Source organism: Pontibacillus marinus BH030004 = DSM 16465 (assembly GCF_000425225.1).
GTDB lineage: Bacteria > Bacillota > Bacilli > Bacillales > BH030062 > Pontibacillus > Pontibacillus marinus.
On record NZ_KE384332.1, the window covers coordinates 34,982 to 60,355 of the forward strand.

Below are 25,374 nucleotides of genomic sequence, written 5' to 3' on the forward strand. Positions count from 1 at the left end.
TACGCTATGAATTAAGCGTAGGAGTTTTTTTATTACACGTTAAGAAAGCATAAAATTTTAGCAATGGAGAAGTTCGACGTAGTAAAAATTTTGAAAGTATGAAGTATAAGCCAAGGCTAAGCCTCTGTCTGCGCCTTAAAAGGCTTGCCAATCGGCAAGTTTTCTTTAAGATAACGTTTCACTATGATCTGTAATATCAAAAATGTAATAGTCAGATGTAAATGGTTTCGTTTTTACTGAGGTTGTTTCATCACCTTTTATAAAGGTTAAAACACCTTTTTGTTGACTTTGAAATGTCCAACCTTCCTTTTGCATGAACTGCTTCACAATCCCGTATGGATCACCTTCAAACGTTTTGTTAGGGGTGATGTAACGATGCTCTTGTTGGTTGATGTTCACAACTGAATCCTCGCTTAACTGGATTTGTATGATGCCTTTCATAACGGAATACGGGTTGTTTTCATTAAAGTATTTGTCTGAAACGATCATGGTCACTGTACCAAGTAAAATGGTGAATGTTAGGAACAGAGTAATGGTCCATGTTAGTTTTCTCTTCTTCATCCGTTAAGCCCCCTTTTATACATAAGACGACAAAAGGAAGCAAAAAGTTTCAAAATTACGGTAGAATTGGAGGCATAAATTCTCGATTTCTTCTTTCCCGTTTTATAGTGGGCTTAAACATTGATAAATAACTATCTACTGCCCGCTCTTCGATTGTAAGAAAAGGGTGTACCCCTTTGTGTAATTGGGTGATAAGAGGGCAATCCATTTCTTTCTTTTGCTGAGAAATATATTGTTGGCCCATGTTAGTCATTCCTAGTAATCGAACATATGGTGCTTCGTTTATAGTGCTTATACTTTCAATCTCTTTTGTTTTTGTGTTGGTTAAGATGTGAGTGAGTGTACGCTGTAAACGTGTCCAAGTGTACCGTTTCGTTTTAATAAGATTCATCCATTCTTGAAAATTGTTCGCTTTATGAATGGTTTGTTTAAACCGATGCTCAAGGCCCTCTTCAACTCCATGGATTTGTCCCAATTCTTCTGGTGACATCGTGCTAATTTTGTATTGAAGGAGAGGAAAGTAAAGTTCCCATTCGTGCCAGCTACCTGTTACGTCACGATACTGTTCTAGTGCATCAACTGTTAGTGGAGGTAACGAACCCTTGGCCTCTTCCGTAATATAACCCTGAGAGAGAATTTCTTTACGAATGCTTGTAGCACTTGCTATTTTGTGTTCAATCGTTTCATCATGATAGCCACTCTGTTTTCTTTGAATCGTCATAGGTTTTATATTCAGGTTGTAATCAAGAATAGTTTTGGTGTAACTAAAACCTAGAATGTTATTTGGTTGACCTAAATCGATTGCATCATCACCTAGTCCAATTTTATGATAAGCATGACGACTTGCCTCAGGGAAGGAGAGACCTTCTTTTAAATGCTCGTGCAAAGATTCATGATATTCTTTTTCGTGTACCTGCAACTCATTATGAGCGTTCACAAATGGTTCAATGCTTCCGTCCTCACTCCCGAAACAGATGGAATCTACACCTAAAGCATCTAAGGAGAGGACAGCACCTTTTGCAAATAAGTCGCTATTTTGTACTGCAAATACGTAGGGGATCTCTAAAACAATATCAATTCCAGATTGCAGGGCAATTTGAGCACGGTGCCATTTATCAATAATGGCCGGCTCACCCCTTTGCAAAAAGTTCCCACTCATAATAGCAACTGTACAATCTGCACCAGAAGCTTCTTTTGATTGCAAAAAGTGATATTGATGTCCATAATGAAATGGGTTATATTCAACTATTAATCCAGTAGCTTTCATTTCCAGTCTCCTTTTCTGAGGGAATTATCTGCCAAAAATTCATCTATTCTGAATATACAATATCGATTTGGGGAAAGGAAATCAACAATACCGAAGAATGATCTCTCCTTTTCATGCAAAAGCTATGATAGATACAAGAAGGTGTAAAGAAAAAATGTTGACAAAATGTTTTTTTCCTTTTAAAATAACTCTTGTTGCCTTGAGGTGATTATTAATGAAATTTGCGTTACAAAAATTACAAACAGCAGATGAACCGCTTCGTTTTGAAGAGGAAGTAGATATTTCAGAACTTGAAACGATGCCGAATGACATTCGTTCCATACCTCCTGTTAAAGTTAAAGGAGAGGCAACGGTCGATGGTGACGAGATCACTTTTCGATTCAATGTATCTGGAACGATGACTCTTCCGTGCGCTAGAACCCTAGCGGATGTTGAGTACCCATTTTCCTTTGATGCGGTGGAAATGTTCTCATTATCTCCTTATCATAAGGAAGGCGATGAAGAGATCCATGAAATTGATGGAGAAGTCCTTGACTTAACGCCTTATATCAAGGAAAATGTAATATTGGAAGTTCCTTTGCAAGTTTTTTCTGATGATGAAGAAGTGCTGGACAAAGCGCTCACAGAAGGACAAGGATGGCAGCTTATCACGGAACAAAAGCAAGAAGATAAAGTTGATCCTCGTCTTGCAGAGCTTCAAAAGTTTTTAGACGAAGACAAAGAGTAAGAGATCCATCACATACATTCTGGATCGTGCATGAAGGAGGTGTAAGACATGGCAGTACCAAAGAGAAGAACTTCAAAAAAGGTTAAAAACCAACGTCGTACTCACAAGAAACTCCACGTACCAGGCATGGTAGAATGCCAAAACTGCGGTGAATACACTAAACCACACCATGTTTGCAAATCTTGCGGACAGTACAATGGAAAACAAGTGGTTGAACAATAAACCGTCTGAAAGAAAGAGTGTCTCCTAAGGGAGGCGCTTTTTTTTTATGAATTTTAAGATACATATCTAATTGAAATTATACGAGCCCCCTAAAACTTTGCTACAATGAATATAGAATATACTTTAGCAGAAAAGGATGTACAAATAATGAGTGAATTCATTAATTATTCCGTCCGAGAAGATCAAATAGCCATTTTAACCCTAAATCGACCTCAACAGAGGAATGCGATTTCTTTTCAAATGATACAGGAACTTCAAGAAGCTCTGGAAAAAGCTAAAAATGCCGATTTGAAATGTTTAGTGATTACAGGGGCAGGTGATCAAGCATTTTGTTCTGGAGGAGATTTAGAAGATTTTCACAGTGACTTAAGTACTGAGGAAGCTTTTAAAGCACTCTATCAAATGAAGGAAGTGCTGTATGAGATTGCACGTTTTCCTATGCCCACCTATGCATTCTTAAATGGACATGCAATGGGGGGAGGTTGTGAACTGGCCACAGCCTGTGATTTTCGATACGCCAACGATCAAGCGTCCTTTGGCTTTATTCAAGGTACGTTAGGGATTGCTCCTGGATGGGGCGGTGGCACATTGTTATACCAACGAATTGATCCACTGCGAGCTTATGAGATGCTTGTTCATTCAAAGCGTTATAACACGGAGCAATTACAAGAGTTAGGCTGGCTACAAGGTACGTATGACCATCATAATTTTGAGCCTGAATTAAATAGAATATTATCTCCTATTCTTGAAAAATCTACAGATCAGTTAAAGGGATTTAAAGATCAGTATAAAAAGAGGCATATGCCCATATATGTTTCAGCAGAGATGGATGAAGAGGTCCGTCAATGTGCAAATTTATGGGGGAATGACAAGCATACAAACGCTGTACAGCAGTTTTTAAAATAAAATAGAGATGATCTAGTCTATCTCTCCTATTAAGCGCATACATTTTACTAAATGTGATAGGAGGGATAGAATGAACGCCACACGACAGGATTCCTGGACACAGGATGAAGATGTTCTGTTAGCGGAGACAGTTTTGCGTTATATCCGCCATGGAAAAACTCAATTGGAGGCTTTTGAAGAAGTTGCGAAGCGTTTATCCAGAACTGCTGCAGCATGCGGATTTCGCTGGAATGCAACGGTTCGTAAACAATATCAAAAAGGTATCCAATTAGCGAAAGAAGAACGAAAGAAAGCTGGAAAGACATCGCAAGAAGTAGTTCTTAGTAATGTTTCGAATGCTACTTTACAGCCCTCATCAAGCTTCTCAATCGACGATGCGATTTCATTTCTAGAAACGATGAAGGAATCGTATGGTAATCAAACCTCTGAAGAAGAACGAGAAATTCAGAAATTACATGAAGAGAATGAAACATTAAAGAAGCAAGTGAGAAGATACCATCAAGCGTGGGAAGAAATGGGAAGACTTTGGAAGTGGGTTCATACGACACAAGAAAAAGGCTGATTAGTTACTAATCAGCCTTTTTTCTATATCTTAAATTAATTAATTTGTGTTTAACTCTTAAATGAAAGTGTGGCCACATCCAGCTCCAGCGCCCAGCAACTAGTATGTTTCCCTCGCCTCCGATCGATAAGTCAACATCGATTCGCCAAAGCTCATCGTGTTTCCTTTATCTCACTGCGGCTCAGTCCAGCATATACGTTGCTAAACGGGCGCTTCCGCTTTTGGTCTTAAGAAACATTTTTCTCTTGAACACCTTCAGGGGTCCAAATCAGTGGGTTCTCTCCAAGGTCACGTTCCATTTCATATTTAGCCTTATGGAAGCCCATTTTCTCCCAAAAACCATGAGAATTAATGCGTGGGTTTGTTTTGATTGGCAACTCATGACTTTTTGCAAAATCAACAAGCATTTTACCGAATCCTTTATCTCTATAATCTGGAAGGACTTCTAGCTTCCAGAGTTCTAGGTAATCCTGTGGTGGATCGAAATAGTGATCATATTTGGCACTCACTCGGTATAAGCTCATTCTTGCTACTAAAGCGTTTCCATAATAAATGCCGAAGAATGGTGATACGCTATCATTTTCGATCATGTTATTTTGCAAATCCTCAAGCATGGAGAGTTCCTGGTTCCCGTATTCTTTAAATCGTTTAAATTCCTCTAATGTCTTATAGTTAATTACAAGTCTTTCTACCTTCATTGGTTCCATCATGGCCAATATCCCCCTTGATGCTATGTTCTTTATATACTCCATTATAATACAAAAATTTTCTGAATGAAATGAAAATTGCACACCCTTACACATGAGTTTTATTTTAATAGGGATATACACAAAGTTACCATTTGGTTAAACTATCTTTTTTATTAAAATTTTTTTATTGAACCCTCTGAGAAAATAAGAAAACAATGATAAGGTGCAAGGTGTTTATTCAGTATTATGGCAGTAATATGGAATAATCTTGTGCGGAGAGGTTCCGTTGCTTTTGTGGAGTTCGGTGGGCTATGTTCTTGTGGGAAGGAACAGTATTCCCTTGGATAGGCGACGAAATCGCTCGGGTAGGCGACGGAATCGCTCGGGTAGGCGACGGAATCGCTCGGGTAGGCGACGGAATCGCTCGGGTAGGCGACGGAATTGCTCGGGTAGACGACGGAATCGCTCGGGTAGGCGATGGAATTGCTCGGGTAGGCGACGGAATCGCTCGGGTAGGCGACGGAATTGCTTGGGTAGGCGACGGAATCGCTCGGGTAGGCGATGGAATTGCTCGGGTAGACGATGGAATTGCTTGGGTAGGCGACGGAATCGCTCGGGTAGGCGACGGAATCGCTCGGGTAGGCGATGGAATTGCTCGGGTAGGCGACGGAATCGCTCGGGTAGGCGACGGAATTGCTCGGGTAGACGACGGAATCGCTCGGGTAGGCGGTGGGATTGCTTGGGTAGGCGATGGAATTGCTCGGGTAGGCGATGGAATTGCTTGGGTAGGCGACGGAATCGCTCGGGTAGGCGACGGAATTGCTCGGGTAGACGACGGAATCGCTCGGGTAGGCGGTGGGATTGCTTGGGTAGGCGATGGAATTGCTCGGGTAGGCGATGGAATTGCTTGGGTAGGCGACGGAATCGCTCGGGTAGGCGACGGAATTGCTCGGGTAGGCGACGGAATTGCTCGGGTAGACGACGGAATTGCTCGGGTAGACGACGGAATCGCTCGGGTAGGCGCGGAATTCCCTTAGCCCCTGCACTGCCTCCACCACACTTTATCTCGAATCCAAGTCTTCAACAAACGGGGACTTTAATGGAAGAACAAAAAGTACAATGGGGCTTAGCTGTGTTTCACAGTATGGTCCTACAAGATTTGATCTACCATTTCATAAAAAATTTGCTACAATAGGAAAATAGAAGGATTTAATGTGGTTCGAATGGAATATTTCATAAAGAGCTAATGATCCGATAAAAAGAGGATAGATCAGGTGGTGATTTGTCTTGAACATAGGAGTTATAGGAGGAGGGGCTATAGGGCTACTCACTTCTTATTATTTCCATAAACAAGGGCATGCCCTAACACTTTATGTCCGTCGAGAAGAGCAAATGGAGGCTATTCAAGAAAAAAGCCTGCACGTTCATCCAATCGATAAAAAAGTGGAAATAAATACATCATTAACAGATGATCTTGAAAATCAGGATGTTCTGATCATATGTACGAAGCAACAAGCGGTAGATAACGTCATACAAAACTTGCAGGATAAACATATTACTTGTCCTTTGCTTTTTCTTCAAAACGGCATGGGGCATATATACAAGGTTCAAAACCTTTCAAATCCTGTATCTGTAGGGGTTATGGAACATGGAGCATTGAGGGTGGACGAACATACAGTTAAACATACAGGAAAAGGAAAGCTACGTATAGCTGCCGTGAATATGAACGAGCAAGAATTAAAAACAATGAGGTCTAATATGACTTGTGATGAATTCCCTATAGATATAGAAGATGACTGGTATAACATGCTAGCCAAAAAGCTTGTTATCAATGTGGTTATCAACCCCATTACAGCATTATTCCAAGTTAAGAATGGACAAGTGATCGAAAATCCCTTTTTAGAGCGTATAGCCAAGCGCTTGTGTGAAGAGGCTTGTCATGTGTTAAAACTCGAATCACAAAATCAATGGGAAAATGTTTATCAAATTGCAAGATTCACAGAGGAAAATACATCCTCTATGGCAAAAGATATACAAGGAAAAAGAGAGACAGAAGTTGAGGCCATTTTAGGTTTTTTATTACATGAAGCATCATTTGATATTCCAACCATTCAATATATGTATGAAAGTATAAAAGCTATTGAGTACTCATTTAAAAAGGAGGGGGAAGTATGAGTGATCTTTTAGCCTATCTCTTAGCGGCTGCGATTACATTGCCAATTCCTATGACTATCATCGTGTATATGCTTACGAGAAAAATCAGTCGAAGTAAGCGAATGTCTTTGCATGTAACCGTAAACTCGATGACATTACTGTACATTTTATCGGTTAATGCAACGATGGGAGCCATTTTTGACCAATCCTTTTTCTGGTATATCCTTATTTTCTTATTAGTTCTATTAGGTATGTTTGTGTTTCTTCAATGGAAGTATAAAGATGAAATTCATTTTACAAAGGCTTGGAGAGGATTTTGGCGATTTAGTTTTGTTCTATTTGCTTTTGCCTATATTGGTTTAACATTGTTCGGACTTACTGACCGTCTTTTAGCTTTGTAGTATAGGCAGATGAAACATTCGTACAGCTTCAATAAGCCTAAATGGATGAAATCGGTGCTCCAATTCTGTACAATACGTAGATGAAATACATAGACCCATATAGACAAAGGAGAAGGTCATTCATGAGGATTCAACCGATTGATCTAACGAATGAAAACCGGCTTATGCAAGACTATAGAAGCCAATCAAACAATATACTTCAAAAGTTTCATTACAACCCATATAAACAGAGCGATTATAAACAAAGGTTGGAGCATATCCAAACTAGGTCCTATAAACGGGATGAATTAGCGGACCATCTCCATCAAGTGAACAGCAAATGGGGAGCACCAGAACAAACGCTATCTAATATTGAAAAAGTACGTGATCCAGAAAGTGTTGTAGTAGTAGGAGGTCAACAAGCAGGCTTGCTGACAGGTCCTTTATATACGATTCATAAAATCGTTTCTATCCTCGTTTTAGCTGAACAACAGGAAAGTGAGTTAGGAGTTCCGGTGCTGCCTGTTTTTTGGATTGCTGGAGAGGATCATGACTTTGATGAAATTAACCATATTTACATGCCTTATGGTCAGCGAATGAAAAAGTTTAAAATTATGCAAAAACAAAACGAGAAGTTATCTGTTTCAGATATGGAGATGGATAAAGAGGCTATTAAAACTTGGCTTGAGCGTTTATTCTCCCAACTTAACGAAACAGAACTCACAAATGATTTATTTGACACATTGCTAAAGGAACTTTCTGTTTCTGAAAGCTTTGTTGATTATTTTGCAAGGATCTTGTTTTACCTATTTCCTGAAAAAGGGCTTATTCTAATGGATTCTGATGACCCTAACCTAAGACAACTAGAAAGTGATTATTTCAAAGATATGATCCATAATCAGGAGAGTATAAGTGAAGGTGTGGTTCGAGCACTTCATGAATCTGCACAACAAGGGTATCCGATTAATTTAGAAGCGGATCCCTTAGATGGTCACTTGTTTTATGATCAAGGTGGTCGAACATTATTAGTTCGAAATGAGGAAGGCAATTGGGAAGGGAAGCAAAATGAATGCTCCTTTACGACTGAAGAAATGTTACAAATTGCTGAAGAACATCCAGAGAAGCTAAGTAATAATGTAGTAACCCGTCCACTCATGCAAGAATTCGTTCTTCCTACATTATCATTTATAGCTGGACCAGGTGAGGTCGGGTATTGGGCAGCATTAAAGCCAGCATTTGAAGCACTTGATATTGAAATGCCACCTGTAACACCACGTTTATCCATTTCTCTATTGGATCGAAAAAGTGAAAAGTGGATGAACAAGCATTCGCTTCAGGTCCAAAAAGCGGTTAATGAAGGTGTAAGTGAAGATAAGAACTACTGGATTTCCATGCAAAGCTATCCACCGATTGAACAACTCTCGGATGAAGTAAAAAAGGCGATCGAACGTGCTCATCGTCCACTTAAAGAAAAAGCGCATACTATACGAGATGATATTGGGCAATTAGCTGAGAAAAATTTATTTGAATTGTTCCGTGATGTAGAGTTCCTTCAAGAACGTATGATTCATGCCTTAGAGGATAAACATTCTAGAGAGCTGGAAGTGTTTGATGCAGTCGACTTAACATTAAATCCAGAAGGGAAATTACAAGAACGTACCTGGAATATCTTGCCGTGGATCAACAAACATGGCATCACTTTGGGAGAACGTCTTTGTAATATTGAATATGACTGGACGAAACCTCACCACGTAGTTTATTTATAAAAATTTAAAATTAAAAAAAAGTTAAAAATCCTGCCATGAATGGCAGGATTTTTTTTGTGGGAAAAGAATATATAGTTTTAAGTGGTGGAAAGTGGGGGAATGTGGTACCCTAGAGTCAGAAAGTGGGGGCGGTCTATATGTTTATGGGTGAATACCAACATAATATAGACGCAAAGGGACGTATTATTGTTCCTGCGAAGTTTCGTGAAGGACTCGGTGAGACGTTTGTCATTACGCGAGGACTCGATCGTTGTTTATTTGCGTACCCACTTTCAGAATGGAAGGCTCTAGAAGAGAAATTAAAAAAACTCCCACTAACGAAAAAAGACGCTCGTGCTTTCACACGTTTTTTCTTTTCTGGCGCTGTCGAATGTGAAGTAGACAAGCAGGGAAGAATAAATATTCCCTCACCATTAAGGAGTTATGGTGAATTGGATAAAGAGTGTGTGGTGATTGGTGTATCCAATCGAGTGGAGTTTTGGTCCAAAGATCATTGGGAGACATATTTTGAAGAGTCTGAGGATTCTTTCTCGGAAATTGCAGAGAATATGATGGACTTTGATATTTAATCCGAACAAATTTTATTTTTCTAGCCAATCATCCAAGGAATACAACAAGAAACAAACGACAAAAGGGTGAAAGTATGTTTGAACATATTACAGTATTAAAGCAAGAAACCGTCAATGAATTAGATATAAAGCCGAATGGTGTGTATGTTGACTGTACCTTAGGTGGTGGAGGACACTCTGAAAAGATTGTTCAAGAGCTAAATGAAGAGGGAAGGCTGATTGCTTTCGATCAGGATACAACAGCACTTGAACATGCGAAACAACGACTGGACTCCCATAAGGAAAAGATCACATTCGTTCATGCGAACTTTCGCCAATTACAGGAAAAGCTTACTGAATTAGGCGTCCATGAAGTGGATGGGATTGTATTTGACTTAGGTGTTTCTTCTCCGCAGTTAGATGAAGAAGAACGAGGGTTTAGTTATCATCAAGAAGCCAAGTTAGATATGCGTATGAATAGGGAGCAAGCTCTTAGTGCATATGAAGTGGTGAATGAATGGTCGTTTAACGATCTAGTGAAAATATTCTTCAAGTATGGGGAAGAGAAATTTTCTAAACAAATTGCTCGTGGAATAGAACAGTCTAGAGAAAAAGCACCAATTGAAACTACTACTCAGCTAGTGGATATTATTAAAGATGCTATCCCTGCACCTGCTAGACGAAAAGGTGGTCACCCTGGTAAACGTGTTTTTCAGGCAATTCGAATTGCTGTTAATGATGAACTTGGTGCATTTGAAGATGCTTTACATCAGGCCGCAGAGATGGTATCGATTGAAGGACGTATTGCTGTCATTACGTTCCATTCTTTAGAAGATCGTATATGTAAACAAGCTTTTAAAAAGTGGAGTAGTAACCCGCCATTGCCAAAGAATATCCCAGTTATTCCTGAGGATAAGCAACCTCCTTTTGAATCAACGACAAGAAAACCCATTACACCGAACGAAGAAGAGCTTGATCAAAACCGAAGAGCTCGTTCTTCCAAATTAAGAGTTGTAAAGAAAATCCGACCTTGGAATGAAGAATTCCGACTTGATGAAAGGTGGAATAAGAGATGAGCGCAGAAAAAGCAAAAGTTTTACATGATTCACAACAACAAACGCAAACGCAGCAACAACAGACGAAAGTTCATGTACATAAGAAAAAGTGGGTCTCAACAGGTGAAAAAGTTTTGTACACCCTTGTGAGTAGTCTTGCCATTGCTGCGAGTGTCTTTATTGTGTCTTACTCGTCCTCTTTAGATAGTATGAATCGAGATATTCAAAAGCTTGAGGGAAATATTTCAGATCAAAAGGTAGTGAATGAAAACCTGCAGTACAAGATCAAAGAATTGAGTGACCCTGAACGCATCTTGAAAATTGCTAAAAAGAACGGGTTAAAGATCCACCAGTCTAAAGTTAAACAAGCTGATACAGTTTCTGGTAGCTAAGTAAGGAGAATCGACGGCTATGAAAAAAAGCAAAACAACCCATCGTATGTCGAAAATCATGATGGTCTTTTTCACGCTGCTTTTTGTGGTATTGTTCGGACGCTTTTTTTATATCCAGTCGACAGGTGAAATTAAAGGGGTAACCCTTGAAGACTGGGCTGAAAAAAAGCGGACGAGCTCATATTCCATTGATGCAAATCGGGGAAAGATTGTTGATCGGAATGGGATGACATTAGCCTATGATCGTCCAACTTATAGCATTTTTGCTATTGTAAATGAAGAATATTCAAAAGGATTAGACGAACCAAAGCACGTTGTTGATCCTTCCAAAACAGCTGAAAAGCTAGCTCCCATATTGAATATGGATCAATCCAGAATCTCCTCAATCATTCAACAAGGAAAGGAACAGGATCGTTTCCAAGTTGAATTCGGCTCAAATGGGCGGTACCTCTCACAGGAAAAACGAGATAAAATAAAATCTCTCAATCTACCAGGTATTAATTTTAGAGCGGAAGCAAAACGATATTATCCAAACGGAATGTTTGCCTCTCACGTAGTTGGATTTGCTCAACGAAAAGGTGAGGATGGTAAGATTACAGGGATCCTAGGGATTGAAAACCAAATGGACAAGAAGCTCACTGAAAAGAATGGTTCTATATCTTTTCAACGAGATAAATATAATCAAAAGCTTCTAAACCCTGAAGAAGTCATCCAAGAACCTAAAGATGGGGACACCATTCAGTTAACCTTAGATCAAAAGATTCAGACCTTTTTAGAAGATGCGATGACACATGTTGAAAAGCAATATGAACCGAAAAAAATGATGGCTGTGGTGATGGATCCCAAAACTGGAGAAGTTCTCGCCTTGAGTAATCGACCAAGTTTTGATCCTAATAACCGATCCAATATCCAAAATTGGTATAACGACGTAGTAGCTTACCCTTATGAGCCTGGCTCAACTATGAAAATCTTCACTGTTGCTGCTGCAATGGATGCTGGTGTATATGATGGTAAGGAAACCTATGATTCGGGCTCTTACAAAATTGAAGAGATTACCCGACCTATTCGAGACCATTATCGACCTGGTTGGGGTGAGATCACTTATAACGAAGGGATTCAACGTTCCTCCAATGTGGCGGCAGCGAAGCTAGTATGGGAGAAACTTGGCACAGACAAGTTTTTAAGCTACCTAAGAGATTTTGACTTTGATCAAAAAACAGGTATAGATCTTCCAGGTGAAAAAGCAGGAAATATATTGTATAACTGGCCAATAGAAAAGTTAACGACAACATATGGTCAAGGAACCACCGTTACGCCAATGCAACTTATGAAAGCAGCAACTGCTGTAGCGAACGATGGGAAAATGATGAAACCCTATGTGATTTCCAAGGTTTTAGACCCTAATTCAAATGAAACGATTCAAAAAACAAAGCCAGAAGTCGTTGGGGAACCAATTGATGCATCTACGGCTAAGTCCGTACGAGAACTTCTAGGTAAAGTTGTTACAGGTGAGCACGGCACAGGGAAAAATTATAAATTAAATGACTTCTCAGTAGCTGGTAAAACAGGTACAGCCCAAATCCCTGATCCAGATGGTCCAGGCTACTTAAGTGGCTCCGATGAGGATTACATTTTCTCTTTCCTTGGTATGGCTCCTAAAGAAGACCCTGAGTTAATGATGTATGTTTCTGTAAAACAACCAAAGTTAAAAGGGAATGAATTGGGTTCAGAACCTGTTTCCTATATTTTTAAAACGGTAATCGAAAACAGTTTACATTATCTAAATATCCAACCAGATAAACAGAACAAAAAGATGGATGTACAACCGAAAACCATAGAGGATTTATCAGGTAAATCGGTCAAGCAAGCGAAAAGTCAGATACAGAAGAAAGGCCTGAAACCTGTAGTATTAGGTGAAGGATCAACTATACAGAAGACACTTCCTGCTAAAGGAAAACAAGTTTTTCAAAATGAACGAGTCATGCTTTTAACTAAAGGGGACGTAAAAATGCCAGATATGAGTTCTTGGTCCCTAAGAGATGTATTGAAGTTTAGTGACTTAATGAAATTGAAACTTGATTATATGGGAAGTGGGTTTGTATATAAACAAAGTATTCAACCTGGTTCAGTCGTTCGAAAAAGTGACTATCTTACTGTAGAACTATCTCCACCTGGAGAGCAGGGGCAGACACCTGAAATCCCTTCTGACGAGAACGAACGATCTATGCAAGAGCAACAAGAAGAAAAAGAAGATGAAGAGACGTAATAAGACAGGCAGTGTTCTAATCGCGATTAGCCACACATAAAATGGATACAAGCTTACTATGGACATAAAGGAGATGTACCATGAAACGTGTATCCAATGTGACGCTAAGAAAACGATTAGTCACTGTCTTTTTACTTGCAATGGCTGTTTTTATCATTATTGACATTCGATTAGGGTATGTTCAATTTATTATTGGTGATGGGATTATGAAAAAAGCAAGAGAATCTTGGAGTCGTGATATCCCGTTTCAGCCAGAACGAGGTGAGATTGTAGATCGGAACGGAGAAATTCTAGCTGAAAATGTGACCGCTCCATCTGTGATGCTCGCACCACGTCAAATTAAAAATCCTCAGCTTGTTGCTGAAAAACTCTCAGAAGTACTTGGTATATCAGTCGAAAAAGCTTATAAGCATGCGACGAAGAATGCGAATATTGAGAAAATCCAACCAGAAGGAAGAAAGTTAACGGAAGAGCAAGCCGAAACACTTAGCCAACTTAATCTTGACGGTGTTTATATCGCGAAAGATTCCAAACGCCACTATCCTAAAGGGGAGTATCTATCACATGTATTAGGTTTTAGTGGTATTGATAATCAGGGGTTAATGGGGCTTGAATTGTATTATGATGATTATCTTAAAGGAGAAGAGGGATATCTATCCTTTTTCGCTGATGCAAAAGGTAGAAAAATGCCCAAGCTCGCTGATGTTTATCAACCTCCGAAAGATGGGTATAATTTAAAGCTAACGATTGATGATAGGGTTCAAACGATCATCGAAAGGGAACTGGATAATGCGCAGGCAAAATACAATCCCGATGGGGCCTTAGCTATAGCAATGGATCCAGATACAGGAGAAATTTTGGCAATGTCTAGCCGTCCCACTTTTCATCCGGAAAATTATCAGCATGTTGACCAAGAAGTCTATAACCGCAACTTGCCGGTATGGAGTACCTATGAGCCAGGTTCAACTTTTAAGATTATAACGTTAGCAGCCACCTTAGAAGAAGGACTGGTGGATTTATATGATGACCACTTTCATGATAGCGGATCCATTAAAGTTGATGGGGCTACCCTGCATTGCTGGAAACGTGGAGGTCACGGTAGTCAATCGTACTTAGAAGTCGTACAAAATTCATGTAACCCAGGCTTTGTTACAATGGGTGAGCGTTTAGGGAAAGAAAAACTTTTCACGTATATCCGAGACTTTGGGTTTGGTCAAAAGACAGGAATTGATTTACAAGGTGAAGGAAAAGGGATTTTATTTAAAGAAAGTCAGGTAGGACCTGTAGAGTTAGCAACAACTGCTTTTGGGCAAGGGGTCTCTGTAACCCCTATCCAGCAAGTAACAGCTGTTGCTGCTGCGGTGAATGGAGGATACTTATATCAACCTTATATAGCTAAGGAGTGGATTGATCCAGCCAGTGGAGAAGTCGTTGAGAAGAGTGAACCCCAAATGAAAGAACGTGTTATTTCTGCTGAAACCTCGAAAAAGATTCGTGAAGCACTTGAAAGCGTCGTGGCTAAAGGAACAGGGCGTGGTGCGTATGTTGAAGGGTATAGAGTAGGAGGAAAAACAGGTACTGCTCAAAAAGTGGGGGAAGATGGAAGGTATATGAGCAATAACCATATTGTATCCTTTATTGGGTTTGCCCCAGCAGATGATCCAGAATTGGTCGTTTATATAGCCATTGATAACCCTAAAAACACGGTTCAATTTGGTGGAGTCGTAGCAGCTCCAATTGTTGGTAATATGATGGGAGATAGCCTTAGAGCAATAGGTGTGGAAAAACGTACGGATGGGCTTGAAAAAGATATTCAATGGCCTGATCTGCCAAGAGTGGAAGTACCCGATCTGATTGGTTTAGAAAAAAAGGATTTAACCAAGTATTTGGTGAATTTGTCAATAGAAACAAGTGGGGAAGGGAAATACATTGTAGATCAAGCACCTAAAGCGGGAATAAAGGTTGAACAGGGTTCCAAAATTCGCCTTTTCTTAACTGACGAACCTCCTAAAAATGCCACATCTCAATAAGAACAATCGCAGAGCACCCTTTACTTTGCTATAATTAAACGGTGTAAAGTGAAGAAATTCAAACAATGTAAGGAGTCACATTTATGAAACTAGGAAACTTATTAGAGACTCTTCATGTATATACTGCAACGAAGAGTATAGAGAATGTACAAGTGAATGGAATTAAAATGGACTCAAGAGCCGTACAGAAGAATGATTTATTTATTTGTATTGAAGGCTTCACGGTAGATGGTCATGATTTCGTCGCACAGGCTGAAGAAAAAGGAGCGAGTGCAATCATTGCCCAGAAACCGATTGAAGCCTCAATCCCTGTAATCTTAGTTAACGATAGCACAAAGGCGCTAGCTAAACTTTCTAATCATTTTTATGGTTACCCAACCAATCATCTTCATTTAGTTGGGGTAACAGGGACAAATGGAAAGACAACAACATCCTATTTGATTGATTCTATTTTCCAAGAGGCTCAGCAAACAACAGGTTTAATTGGGACCATTCAAATGAAGATTGGTGAGAATACATATCCTGTAAAAAACACAACACCAGACTCGCTATTTTTACAGCAAAACTTTTCTCAAATGGTTGATGAAGGTGTAGATACAGCCGTAATGGAAGTATCATCTCATGCCTTAGACTTAGGGAGGGTCCATGGATGTGATTTTGATATAGCGGTTTATACCAATCTTTCACAGGATCATCTGGATTTTCATAAAGACATGGATGATTACTTGCGTGCTAAATCCCTTCTCTTCTCTCAATTGGGAAATGGATATCACCAAAAGCCAAAATATGCTGTCATTAATCGTGATGATGAACATAGTGATTTTCTTATTAAAAGTACTGCACAAGAAGTCATTACATATGGATTAGATGATCGAGCAGATATCGTTGCAAAAAATCTTAGCTTAACAGCAAGCGGAACCTCTTTCACACTAGGGACTCCTAAGGGGGACATTTACATTGAAAGCCCTCTTGTTGGAAAGTTCAGTGTGTATAATATGCTGGCAGCAGCTAGTACAGCATGGTTATCAGGAATATCACTCGAAACCATAAAAAAATCCTTGGAACATACGAAAGGTGTACGCGGGCGATTCGAACCTGTGTTAGCTGGTCAAGATTTCGGTGTTATTGTTGATTATGCTCATACACCTGATTCTTTAGAAAATGTTTTAAAGACAGTGAAATCCTTTGTTGAAAACAGGATCTTTGTTGTTGTTGGTTGTGGTGGAGATCGTGACCGAACAAAGCGGCCATTAATGGCTCAAGTGGCAGTTAAGTATTCAGATCATACCTATTTAACATCAGATAACCCTCGTTCAGAGGATCCAAAAGCCATTCTAGAGGATATGGAAAAGGGGATAACAGGCGAAGGTTATACGGTTATCGTGGATCGAAGAGAAGCGATTAATGAAGCTGTTCAACATGCAACTGCCGGAGATGTGATCGTGATTGCTGGTAAAGGTCATGAAACCTATCAAGAAATTAATGGTGAGCGAACTCACTTTGATGATGTAGAGGTTGCTAAGGAGAGTATTCAATCCAGATACTAAAGGAGCTGAATGAATGGGATTCTCGACTGATTGGCTAGCTGAAATTCTTCCTGATTATCAAGGTGCAGTCGATTTAGGAATTGAGATTAGGGATGTTGAACAAAACCCTGCTCATTCCATGAAAAAAGGGCTGTATATTCCTCTTGATAAAAAGGGTGATCATGCAGACTTGTTAAAAGAGGCTATTTCAAATGGAGCTATTGCAGCTATTTGGGATAAGCTAACACCTGTACCAGCTTTTTTGCCAACCGATTTTCCATTATTCTTTGTCGATCATTTACAATCTTCCTTAAATGAAGTAACAGAGGCTTATTTGGAAGAAGTGAATCCATGTACAGTATTTGTTACTGGAGATGAAGGGGTAGATATGACTCAAAATTGCTTATCTTCCGTTTTATCACAGCAATTTGAAGTTTATGAAGTAAACTGGACAGAAAGCTCCGATGAAGAGCTTTTTCTTCAACTTTTACAAATGCCTTCTGATACGGAGATGTTTGTATTGGGGGTTGAACTTGACGGTGTTGTTGACCTCCAAGACTTAGTGGAATTAGTCAAATTGGATTTTGGTGTTATTTCACATGTTTCTAGCAATGGGCATTCAGAAGATTTGATACAAAAAAGTGTTGAAATATTTGCTGGACTAAAAGAGAATAGTTATGTCCTTTTAGATGGAGATGACCCTTTATTTTCAGCACTTTTTTCGAAAGAAAACGTGCTAACATGTGGTTTCAAAGAAAAAAATAAAGAAGTCATTATTGACTCTGAAGAAGAGAGTTTTATGGTAAATACGTGTTCTTATCATCATCACAACGTGGACAAAAGCTTACTGAAGTACTTGGGATTTGCTGTGGTCATTGGTGAAAGAATAGGTCTAGATCAAGCATCTATACAGACGGGGTTAACAAATACCCATTACTATCAGACAAATTTGTCCACTCCCACAATCCAAAAATAGGGAGAAGGTTTGATGAAGTTTAGGAAAGATTTTACCTTTCACATGATATATTCTATAAAGGACTTTTTTAATCAAAATGAAGTAAATGAAAAATTGTATGTACAATTGGACGGTCATATGCGAATAAAAGGAGGAAAACAATGAATGCACAAGTACTATTAATCACTATGGCAATAGCATTTTTAATTACCGTCCTCATCTCACCGATCTTTATTCCTTTTTTACGTAGGTTAAAATTTGGTCAAGAAATTCGAGATGAAGGTCCAAAATCCCACCAGAAGAAATCAGGAACACCAACAATGGGTGGGTTGATGATTTTGGTTTCTGTAAGTATTACAACCTTGTTTATGGTTGCTAAATTTAATCCTCAAGCGATGAGCTTTGAAGTCTTCCTCATGTTATTTGTGATGATTGGCTACGGACTTCTCGGATTTCTAGATGATTTTATTAAAGTAGCCATGAAACGAAATCTTGGCTTAACTTCTAAGCAAAAAATGTTAGGCCAGATCTTTATCGCTGCGGTCTTTTATATTATTTTATACCGTCATGATTTCCCGACACATATCGGAATACCAGGTACTACCATGCAGTTTGATTTAGGTTGGGGTTATGCCATCTTAATTTTATTTATGCTTGTTGGTTCTTCAAACGCTGTGAATTTAACAGATGGGTTAGATGGTCTATTAGCCGGAACAGCAGCTGTAGCATTTGGTGCATTTGGTATTTTAGCTTTTCATGGTCATCCCCAGTTTGAAATTGCTGTATTCTCACTTGCTGTTGTAGGGGCATTGTTAGGATTTCTTGTATTTAATGCCCATCCTGCTAAGGTGTTTATGGGGGACACAGGATCACTTGCGCTCGGGGGAGCCATTGGTGCCATCGCCATATTAACAAAGTTAGAAATCTTACTAATTATTATTGGCGGTGTGTTTGTTCTAGAAACGCTTTCTGTTATTATCCAAGTTATTTCATTTAAAACGACTGGAAAACGCGTGTTTAAGATGAGTCCATTACACCACCATTATGAGTTAGTAGGTTGGTCTGAATGGCGAGTAGTTACTACATTTTGGCTTGTTGCTATCTTGTTTGCAGCTCTCGGGATTTATATTGAGGTGTGGCTATAATGAAGACGTTAGAAAAATTCCCTTACCAGCACGTACTTGTTCTAGGCCTTGCCAAGTCAGGAGAAGCTGCAGCAACTCTTCTTCATGAAAGTGGCATACAAGTACGAGTAAATGATCAAAAGCCATATGAAGATAACCCTCAAGCTAAAACTTTAACCCAAAAAGGGATTGAAGTCGTGACAGGTGGACATCCCCTTTCTGTTTTAGAGGGAATAGATTATTTGGTGAAAAATCCAGGTATTCCTTATACGAATCCAATTGTCCAGGAAGCGGAAGAACGTGGTCTTCCTATCGTAACCGAAGTTGAACTTGCCTATAGATTAGCTGAAGGACCTATTATAGGCATTACAGGATCCAATGGGAAGACAACAACGACAACACTGACCTATGAAATGCTTCAAGAAAGCAAAAGGCCAGTGAAGCTAGCTGGCAATATAGGTAAAGTTTCTTGTGAAGTTGCTCAATCAACTACAGATAAGGATACATTAGTTATTGAGCTTTCTTCATTTCAATTAATTGGCACTGAAACCTTTAAGCCTCATATCGCGGTATTTTTAAATTTATATGAAGCTCACCTTGATTATCATAAAACAATGGAACACTATGGGTATTCAAAAGCTCAAGTGTTTATGAATCAAGATGAAGGGGATTACGTCATTTATAATGCCGATCATGAGGACGTAACAAATTACGTGAAACAAGCGAAAAGTCAACCCATTCCATTCTCAACGACAAGTTATCAGCCTGAAGGTGTTTGGAAAGATGATGAATGGTTGTATTTGAAACAAGAGAAAATTGTACGACTAGAAGATATTATGCTAGTAGGTGCTCATAATATGGAAAACATTATGGCGTCTGTAGCAGCAGCAAAACTTTCTGGAGCAACAAATGATGGTATTACGAGCGTTTTAAAAACATTTTCGGGTGTTAAACATCGAATGCAATTTGTAAAAGAGCTTCAGGGAAGAACGTTTTTTAATGATTCAAAAGCTACGAATCTCCTAGCAACATCAAAAGCTTTATCTGCGTTTGACACACCCACCATTCTATTAGCAGGTGGATTGGATAGAGGTAATGAATTTGATGATTTAGCTCCGTACTTGAAAAACGTCCGTGCCATGATCCTTTTTGGTGAAACAGCACCGAAACTTCAAGAATTGGCTCAAAACAATGGAATAGAGCAATCGATCATAGTCGATAATGTTAAACAAGCAGCCGAAGAGGCGTACCGTATTTCGAATAAAGGCGATGTGATTCTTTTATCACCAGCATGTGCTAGTTGGGATCAATATCGTACTTTTGAAGAACGTGGAGACATGTTTATGGAAGCGGTGCATACATTAGAGTAGGGGGCTTGTTTACTCGATAAAAAATGCCCCCAATGTTCAAGTGGTTGAACCAAGGGGGATTTTTTATGTTTCGGAAGAAAAGTGGACAAAATATAAAAGATGCACCAGATCTTTTACTGATGATTGTTATCTTTTCACTTTTATTGGTCGGCGTCATTATGGTTTATAGTGCATCAGCAATATGGGCTGATTATAAATTTGATGATTCATTCTTCTTTGCTAAACGGCAACTGTTGTTTGCGATTTTAGGGATTGTAGCTATGTTTGGGTTCATGAATGTTCCCTATTTAAGTTGGCGAAATATTTCAAAGATACTCCTTCTAGTATGCTTTGTTTTACTGATAGCGGTCTTAATACCTGGTGTAGGGATGGTTCGTGGTGGAGCACGGAGTTGGATTGGGGTAGGTGCCTTTAGTATTCAACCTTCAGAGTTTATGAAACTAGGACTGATCATCTTTCTCGCTAGGTATTTATCCGAGAACCAGAAGAAGATCACTTCGTTTTATAAAGGTTTCGTTCCATCCTTATCGTTAGTGTTTTTAGCGTTTGGGATTATTATGTTACAACCAGACCTAGGAACAGGGGTAGTGCTTGTTGGAACTTGTATGCTCATGATATTTGTATCGGGTGCTCGGATTGCCCATTTTGTAGGACTAGGAATCTTAGGGGTAGTTGGATTTGCGGGATTGATTATATCCGCACCTTACCGAATCCAACGTATTACAGCCTTTCTAAACCCTTGGGAAGATCCACTAGGTGCAGGGTTTCAAATCATTCAATCCTTATACGCAATTGGACCTGGTGGATTAATGGGCCTTGGATTAGGACAAAGCCTACAAAAGTTTTTTTATCTACCTGAACCTCAAACCGATTTTATATTTGCCATTCTTGCGGAGGAGTTAGGGTTTATAGGTGGGACATTTACCTTACTGTTATTTTTCCTTCTGTTATGGCGAGGCATTCGAGTGGCCTTGGCAGCTCCGGACATGTTCGGTAGTTTGCTTGCTTTAGGTATTGTAGGTATGATTTCGATTCAGGTTATGATTAATATTAGTGTTGTGACAGGACTAATGCCAGTAACAGGTATCACCTTACCGTTTTTAAGTTACGGAGGTTCATCCCTAACCCTCACGCTGTGTTCAGTCGGAATTCTTTTAAATATAAGTCGATACGCCAAACTTTAACCTCTGACATGGTCAGGGGTTTTTTGTTGGATGTATTTATGAATTATTCAGTATTATGGCAGGATTGTAGAAGACTTGAAATTGAGAGGAGTCCGTTGCTGTTGAGTAGTTTGTTGCGGTCAGTGAAACGGCAAGCCTGTTGTGGAAGACAAGCCGAGCCTCCTCATACGCTACGCTCCTTGCGGGGTCTCGTCTTGCCTTTGTTACCACGACAGTTTGCCGTTTCCTTCCCTCCACACGATTATGGAGATTAACGGACCATAATTTGGACTGTCCCACCTCATATGGATTGGAATTCTTATTCATAGAAGTTGCTCACACCCTTGTCATGATAGGATTATACTACTGGAATCAGAACAACCTCTCCCAGAACTACGGCGGTTCCGTTAGTCTTCATTCTGCAAAGGTGGGCTGTGGAACGGGTTGACTCCAGCGGAAGAACGGAGTGACGAGACCCCGCAGAGAGCTTGCGAATGAGGAGGCTCGGCGCTTCGTCCGCAGGAAAGCAACCCGTTCCACAGCCCGCCGATCTGCACAAAAGCAACGGAACCATACGCACTTTATCTCGAAACCAAGTCTTCAAGATAAGGGGGCTTTAATGGAATGAGAAGTGGAGTTAGAAAAATTTAGAAGACATAGCATATATTTCTTGAAATGAATTTTGATTTTCTGTTTTACACTCCTTTATTTGGGGAATGAGGCAAGAAGGCTTGATCTTTGAAACTCATTAATAATGATCAGGTAATTTCCTACATTTAAATAAACTGGTTGCCATGGGAAAAAGGTGAAAACATCAGGAACTAGGTATGTATCATCACGAACTTTTGTTGAAGTTGTGATATAATTTTGATATGCATATTAAGCGGCATCCTGGTATGCCGTTTCATTATGCAAAAATTTAATTGTCTAGGGGAACATTCCATGGCAGAGAAAAAAATTGTATCTATTGAAGATCGTATACCAAAGCTCAAAGAAAACCGTAAAAAGAAGGCAAATCGACGACTCGTCCTGTATTTGTCTCTTTTCTTTTTACTGATTGTCGTCATACTATATCTTCAATCATCCTTAAGCAATGTAAGTACCATAAACGTTAAGGGAAATACAAACATCAAAAAGGAAACGATTGTATCTTTGACTGGTTTATCAAACGAGGATAATTTCTGGAAAGTTGATACAGATGCAATACAAAAGAAAGTTAATGAGCATGCAGAAGTCAACTCTGTTAAAGTTGAAAAGGACTTTCCATCAACCATTTCTATTCAAGTGAATGAATTTGAACGAGTGGGTTATGTACAAAAAAATGGGGCTTTTTATCCGATCCTTGAAACAGGAGAGAGTTTAACCTCATACAGTCTTTCTTCTCCTGGTAGTGATGCACCATTATTAAGGGGATGGGAAAAACAGACATACTTAGAAGAAATGACTCGTGAACTAAGGCAGTTACCAAGTAGTGTAACTAGACAAATCTCTGAATTGTACTGGACACCTACAGAGAAGAACCCATATAAAATTCATTTATACATGAATGATGGGTTTGAAGTCGAAGCCTCCATTCGAAATTTCTCTGAGAACATGAGAACCTATCCATCGATTGTGTCTCAATTAGATCCGGGTCAAAAAGGAATTATTCATATTGATGTAGGAGCTTACTTTGAGGCCTATCCAAGTTCAGAGGCTGAGGGAGAGAGCAGTAATGAAGATAACCGGTAAGCATGTTATTATCTCCTTAGTTTTACTAGTCTCAGGTTTTTTAGTAGCGTTTAGTTATCAACAAACTAAAAACAATGCTCAAGTTGTGCAGATGAGTGATGATCAGCTTGAAAAAGATTACTATTACAGGCAGCAGCTCATTGATATTGAAGCCCAAAATAAAGAGCTTCGTGAAGAAGTCGAAAAGAAAAAAGACCGAATTCAAAATCTTGAAGATCAGTTGGCTAACCAGGAACAAAAGGTTGGGAATTACGTTGAGGAAAAAAAGAAACTACAAAAACTAACTGGAGATCTTCCAGTAGAAGGGCCTGGGGTTGAAGTGCAACTTCGTGACGCAGATTACATCCCCTCGGAAGAAAATGTTAATCAATATATTGTTCACGAAAGTCACATTCACAAAGTAGTTAACGAATTACTATCAGCAGGGGCAGATGCAATTGCGATAAATGGTCAACGACTCCTGAAAGAAAGTTATATAGCTTGTATCGGTCCTGTTGTATCCGTAGATGGTGTTCAACATCCTGCACCATTTGTTATCACAGCTATAGGAGATCCAGATGTATTAATGCCTAGTTTACAATTAACCCATGGAGTAGTGGATCAACTTGTAAATGATAATGTAGAAGTTACCCTGCAAGAAAGAGATCGTATATCCATGCCTGCTCAAATGACAGGGGAGGGGTGATGGATGTGAGCCTACGATACAAAATTTTATTTTCTATCATATTTGCAAGCGTTGGTTTTATGATCGCCATTCAATTCCAAAGTACACAGAACTCAGAACAACGTGATACTCGTGACTTGTGGGAAGTGCGAAAGGAATTACAAAACCAGCAAAAAGTACAACAACAACTGTACAATAAAATTGCAGAGTTGGATGAAATGATTGCGCAATATGAGGGTCAAACCCAAGCGGCTAAAGTAGAAACCTTAAAGGAATCTATTCAAGTGCTTAAAAGAGAAGCCGGGCTTACTGAAGTTTCAGGTGAAGGAATCGTTATTAAAGTCACACCCATTTTTCAAAACATTGATTCAGAGCAAACGTACCCAAGTGTATCACCAGGACTCTTACACCGATTAGTCAATGAATTGAATACATACGGAGCTTCTGACATTGCCATTTCTAGTGAGCGTATTACAAATGTGTCACCCATTCGAGATGTAAATGGGCACACATATGTAAATAATCATCCTATACCGCCGTTGCCGATAACGATTAAAGTATTATCAGAAAATGCGAGTAGGCTATTGGATTACATGCAAGTTAGCCAATCAAAAGATGATTTTGCCATTGAAAACCTAGAATTAGAAATGTCAAAAAGAGAAGAGCTGACATTACCGGCATATGAGCAAATACCGAAGCTGAAATATTTAGAAGTAGAGAATAGAGAAACAGGTGAATCGTAATGTGGCTTCCGATTTTATTTTTACTCATTGGTTTAACATTAGGGTTATTAACAGATTTTCAAGTTCCTGAAGAATATGCAGATTATCTGTCTATTGCTGTTCTTGCAGCGTTTGATACATTGTTAGGCGGGATACGGGCTCATTTAGAAGGAAAGTTTGATCAACGCGTTTTTGTGTCAGGTTTTTTCTTTAACGTATCTCTAGCTGCTCTTTTAGCTTTTCTTGGGGTTCAACTTGGAATTGACTTATATTTAGCAGCTGTATTCGCTTTTGGAGTTCGATTATTTCAAAATATAGCTTTGATTAGAAGGTATATGATTGAACGAAGTAGAAAAAAGAAGGAAGATGAAAAAAACAGAAGAAAATAAAAGGATATTCCTTTAATTCTGTTGAAATTATAATTAAGTTTCTGAGATAGTCTATGTATGATCCAAAAAAGTTTTAGTTATGTAGATCGTTTTCAAATATAGGACTTTTGGATTAATTTATCCAAAATATTTAAAATATTCCTTTCTGTGTCGAAAATGAATTGCTATATAATATAAGATTAGGTAACATGTGAACTATTCAGAT

General features: G+C 39.1%; 25 protein-coding genes. 22 read left to right on the top strand and 3 right to left on the bottom strand.

All coding sequences use genetic code 11. The features are described from left to right. Positions 1 to 165: 165 nt before the first annotated feature. Positions 166 to 561: a hypothetical protein gene (locus H514_RS0117875; protein ID WP_027448177.1), complete on the bottom strand. Its 396-nt coding sequence runs from the start codon at positions 559 to 561 to the stop codon at positions 166 to 168. Between the two features lie 55 nt (positions 562 to 616). Further along, positions 617 to 1,828 (bottom strand): nucleotidyltransferase, encoded by a 1,212-nt coding sequence (locus tag H514_RS0117880; RefSeq protein WP_027448178.1) that lies wholly within the window; start codon positions 1,826 to 1,828, stop codon positions 617 to 619. A gap of 214 nt (positions 1,829 to 2,042) precedes the next feature. Here H514_RS0117880 and H514_RS0117885 point away from each other — a divergent pair, with 214 nt between their 5' ends. The 4 genes from H514_RS0117885 to H514_RS0117900 all read left to right on the top strand — a co-directional run bounded on the left by H514_RS0117885 (position 2,043) and on the right by H514_RS0117900 (position 4,245). Beyond that, positions 2,043 to 2,555, top strand: a complete 513-nt coding sequence (locus tag H514_RS0117885) for a YceD family protein (protein WP_027448179.1) — start codon at positions 2,043 to 2,045, stop codon at positions 2,553 to 2,555. Positions 2,556 to 2,603: 48 nt separating this feature from the next. Then, positions 2,604 to 2,777, top strand: a complete 174-nt coding sequence (gene rpmF / locus H514_RS0117890; protein ID WP_027448180.1) for a 50S ribosomal protein L32 — start codon at positions 2,604 to 2,606, stop codon at positions 2,775 to 2,777. A 147-nt stretch (positions 2,778 to 2,924) separates the two neighbouring features. Continuing rightward, entirely contained in the window at positions 2,925 to 3,683 is a 759-nt protein-coding gene (locus H514_RS0117895) for an enoyl-CoA hydratase/isomerase family protein (RefSeq protein ID WP_027448181.1), read from the top strand. A 70-nt stretch (positions 3,684 to 3,753) separates the two neighbouring features. Continuing rightward, entirely contained in the window at positions 3,754 to 4,245 is a 492-nt protein-coding gene (locus H514_RS0117900; RefSeq protein WP_027448182.1) for an RsfA family transcriptional regulator, read from the top strand. A 227-nt stretch (positions 4,246 to 4,472) separates the two neighbouring features. Here H514_RS0117900 and H514_RS0117905 read toward each other — a convergent pair whose 3' ends face one another. Continuing rightward, a complete protein-coding gene (locus H514_RS0117905) occupies positions 4,473 to 4,952 on the bottom strand; it encodes an N-acetyltransferase (protein WP_027448183.1) in 480 nt (159 codons plus the stop codon). Positions 4,953 to 5,245: 293 nt separating this feature from the next. On the opposite strand from H514_RS0117905, the gene H514_RS0117910 reads away from it, so the two are divergent. From H514_RS0117910 to H514_RS0118000, 18 genes are all read left to right on the top strand, one after another. After that, positions 5,246 to 5,971, top strand: a complete 726-nt coding sequence (locus tag H514_RS0117910) for a hypothetical protein (RefSeq protein ID WP_027448184.1) — start codon at positions 5,246 to 5,248, stop codon at positions 5,969 to 5,971. Positions 5,972 to 6,221: 250 nt separating this feature from the next. After that, complete coding sequence (locus H514_RS0117915; RefSeq protein ID WP_027448185.1) at positions 6,222 to 7,109, top strand: 2-dehydropantoate 2-reductase; 888 nt, start codon at positions 6,222 to 6,224, stop codon at positions 7,107 to 7,109. Then, the gene (locus tag H514_RS0117920) at positions 7,106 to 7,489 is read left to right on the top strand and encodes a DUF3397 domain-containing protein (protein WP_027448186.1); all 384 of its coding nucleotides are present in this window, start codon (positions 7,106 to 7,108) and stop codon (positions 7,487 to 7,489) included. The genes H514_RS0117915 and H514_RS0117920 overlap by 4 nt, the downstream gene beginning before the upstream one ends. A gap of 122 nt (positions 7,490 to 7,611) precedes the next feature. After that, positions 7,612 to 9,234, top strand: coding sequence for a bacillithiol biosynthesis cysteine-adding enzyme BshC (gene bshC / locus H514_RS0117925; protein ID WP_027448187.1), 1,623 nt, complete (start codon positions 7,612 to 7,614; stop codon positions 9,232 to 9,234). Positions 9,235 to 9,371: 137 nt separating this feature from the next. Next, on the top strand, positions 9,372 to 9,803 hold the full coding sequence (gene mraZ / locus H514_RS0117930) for a division/cell wall cluster transcriptional repressor MraZ (RefSeq protein WP_027448188.1): 432 nt from the start codon (positions 9,372 to 9,374) through the stop codon (positions 9,801 to 9,803). Positions 9,804 to 9,877: 74 nt separating this feature from the next. After that, a complete protein-coding gene (rsmH, locus tag H514_RS0117935) occupies positions 9,878 to 10,858 on the top strand; it encodes a 16S rRNA (cytosine(1402)-N(4))-methyltransferase RsmH (RefSeq protein WP_027448189.1) in 981 nt (326 codons plus the stop codon). Then, positions 10,855 to 11,229: a cell division protein FtsL gene (gene ftsL / locus H514_RS0117940; protein ID WP_027448190.1), complete on the top strand. Its 375-nt coding sequence runs from the start codon at positions 10,855 to 10,857 to the stop codon at positions 11,227 to 11,229. The genes rsmH and ftsL overlap by 4 nt, the downstream gene beginning before the upstream one ends. A 19-nt stretch (positions 11,230 to 11,248) precedes the next feature. Continuing rightward, on the top strand, positions 11,249 to 13,495 hold the full coding sequence (locus tag H514_RS23475; RefSeq protein WP_036843323.1) for a penicillin-binding protein: 2,247 nt from the start codon (positions 11,249 to 11,251) through the stop codon (positions 13,493 to 13,495). Between the two features lie 80 nt (positions 13,496 to 13,575). Further along, entirely contained in the window at positions 13,576 to 15,525 is a 1,950-nt protein-coding gene (locus H514_RS0117950; protein ID WP_027448191.1) for a stage V sporulation protein D, read from the top strand. Between the two features lie 83 nt (positions 15,526 to 15,608). Beyond that, positions 15,609 to 17,072 carry a UDP-N-acetylmuramoyl-L-alanyl-D-glutamate--2,6-diaminopimelate ligase gene (locus tag H514_RS0117955; protein ID WP_027448192.1) on the top strand — a complete coding sequence of 488 codons (1,464 nt, stop codon included), beginning with the start codon at positions 15,609 to 15,611 and terminating at the stop codon, positions 17,070 to 17,072. Positions 17,073 to 17,085: 13 nt separating this feature from the next. Beyond that, positions 17,086 to 18,027, top strand: coding sequence for a Mur ligase family protein (locus H514_RS0117960; protein ID WP_027448193.1), 942 nt, complete (start codon positions 17,086 to 17,088; stop codon positions 18,025 to 18,027). 140 nt (positions 18,028 to 18,167) lie between these two features. Next, the gene (mraY, locus tag H514_RS0117970; protein ID WP_027448194.1) at positions 18,168 to 19,151 is read left to right on the top strand and encodes a phospho-N-acetylmuramoyl-pentapeptide-transferase; all 984 of its coding nucleotides are present in this window, start codon (positions 18,168 to 18,170) and stop codon (positions 19,149 to 19,151) included. Next, entirely contained in the window at positions 19,151 to 20,500 is a 1,350-nt protein-coding gene (murD, locus tag H514_RS0117975) for a UDP-N-acetylmuramoyl-L-alanine--D-glutamate ligase (RefSeq protein ID WP_027448195.1), read from the top strand. The genes mraY and murD overlap by 1 nt, the downstream gene beginning before the upstream one ends. Positions 20,501 to 20,565: 65 nt before the next feature. Then, entirely contained in the window at positions 20,566 to 21,684 is a 1,119-nt protein-coding gene (gene spoVE, locus H514_RS0117980; RefSeq protein ID WP_027448196.1) for a stage V sporulation protein E, read from the top strand. 921 nt (positions 21,685 to 22,605) lie between these two features. Further along, positions 22,606 to 23,394, top strand: a complete 789-nt coding sequence (locus H514_RS0117985; protein WP_027448197.1) for a cell division protein FtsQ/DivIB — start codon at positions 22,606 to 22,608, stop codon at positions 23,392 to 23,394. Beyond that, complete coding sequence (locus H514_RS0117990) at positions 23,378 to 24,079, top strand: DUF881 domain-containing protein (RefSeq protein WP_027448198.1); 702 nt, start codon at positions 23,378 to 23,380, stop codon at positions 24,077 to 24,079. The genes H514_RS0117985 and H514_RS0117990 overlap by 17 nt, the downstream gene beginning before the upstream one ends. Continuing rightward, positions 24,079 to 24,801: a DUF881 domain-containing protein gene (locus H514_RS0117995; RefSeq protein ID WP_027448199.1), complete on the top strand. Its 723-nt coding sequence runs from the start codon at positions 24,079 to 24,081 to the stop codon at positions 24,799 to 24,801. Before H514_RS0117990 ends, H514_RS0117995 begins: the two co-directional genes overlap by 1 nt. After that, positions 24,801 to 25,169 carry a small basic family protein gene (locus H514_RS0118000; RefSeq protein WP_027448200.1) on the top strand — a complete coding sequence of 123 codons (369 nt, stop codon included), beginning with the start codon at positions 24,801 to 24,803 and terminating at the stop codon, positions 25,167 to 25,169. The genes H514_RS0117995 and H514_RS0118000 overlap by 1 nt, the downstream gene beginning before the upstream one ends. Positions 25,170 to 25,374: the final 205 nt, after the last annotated feature.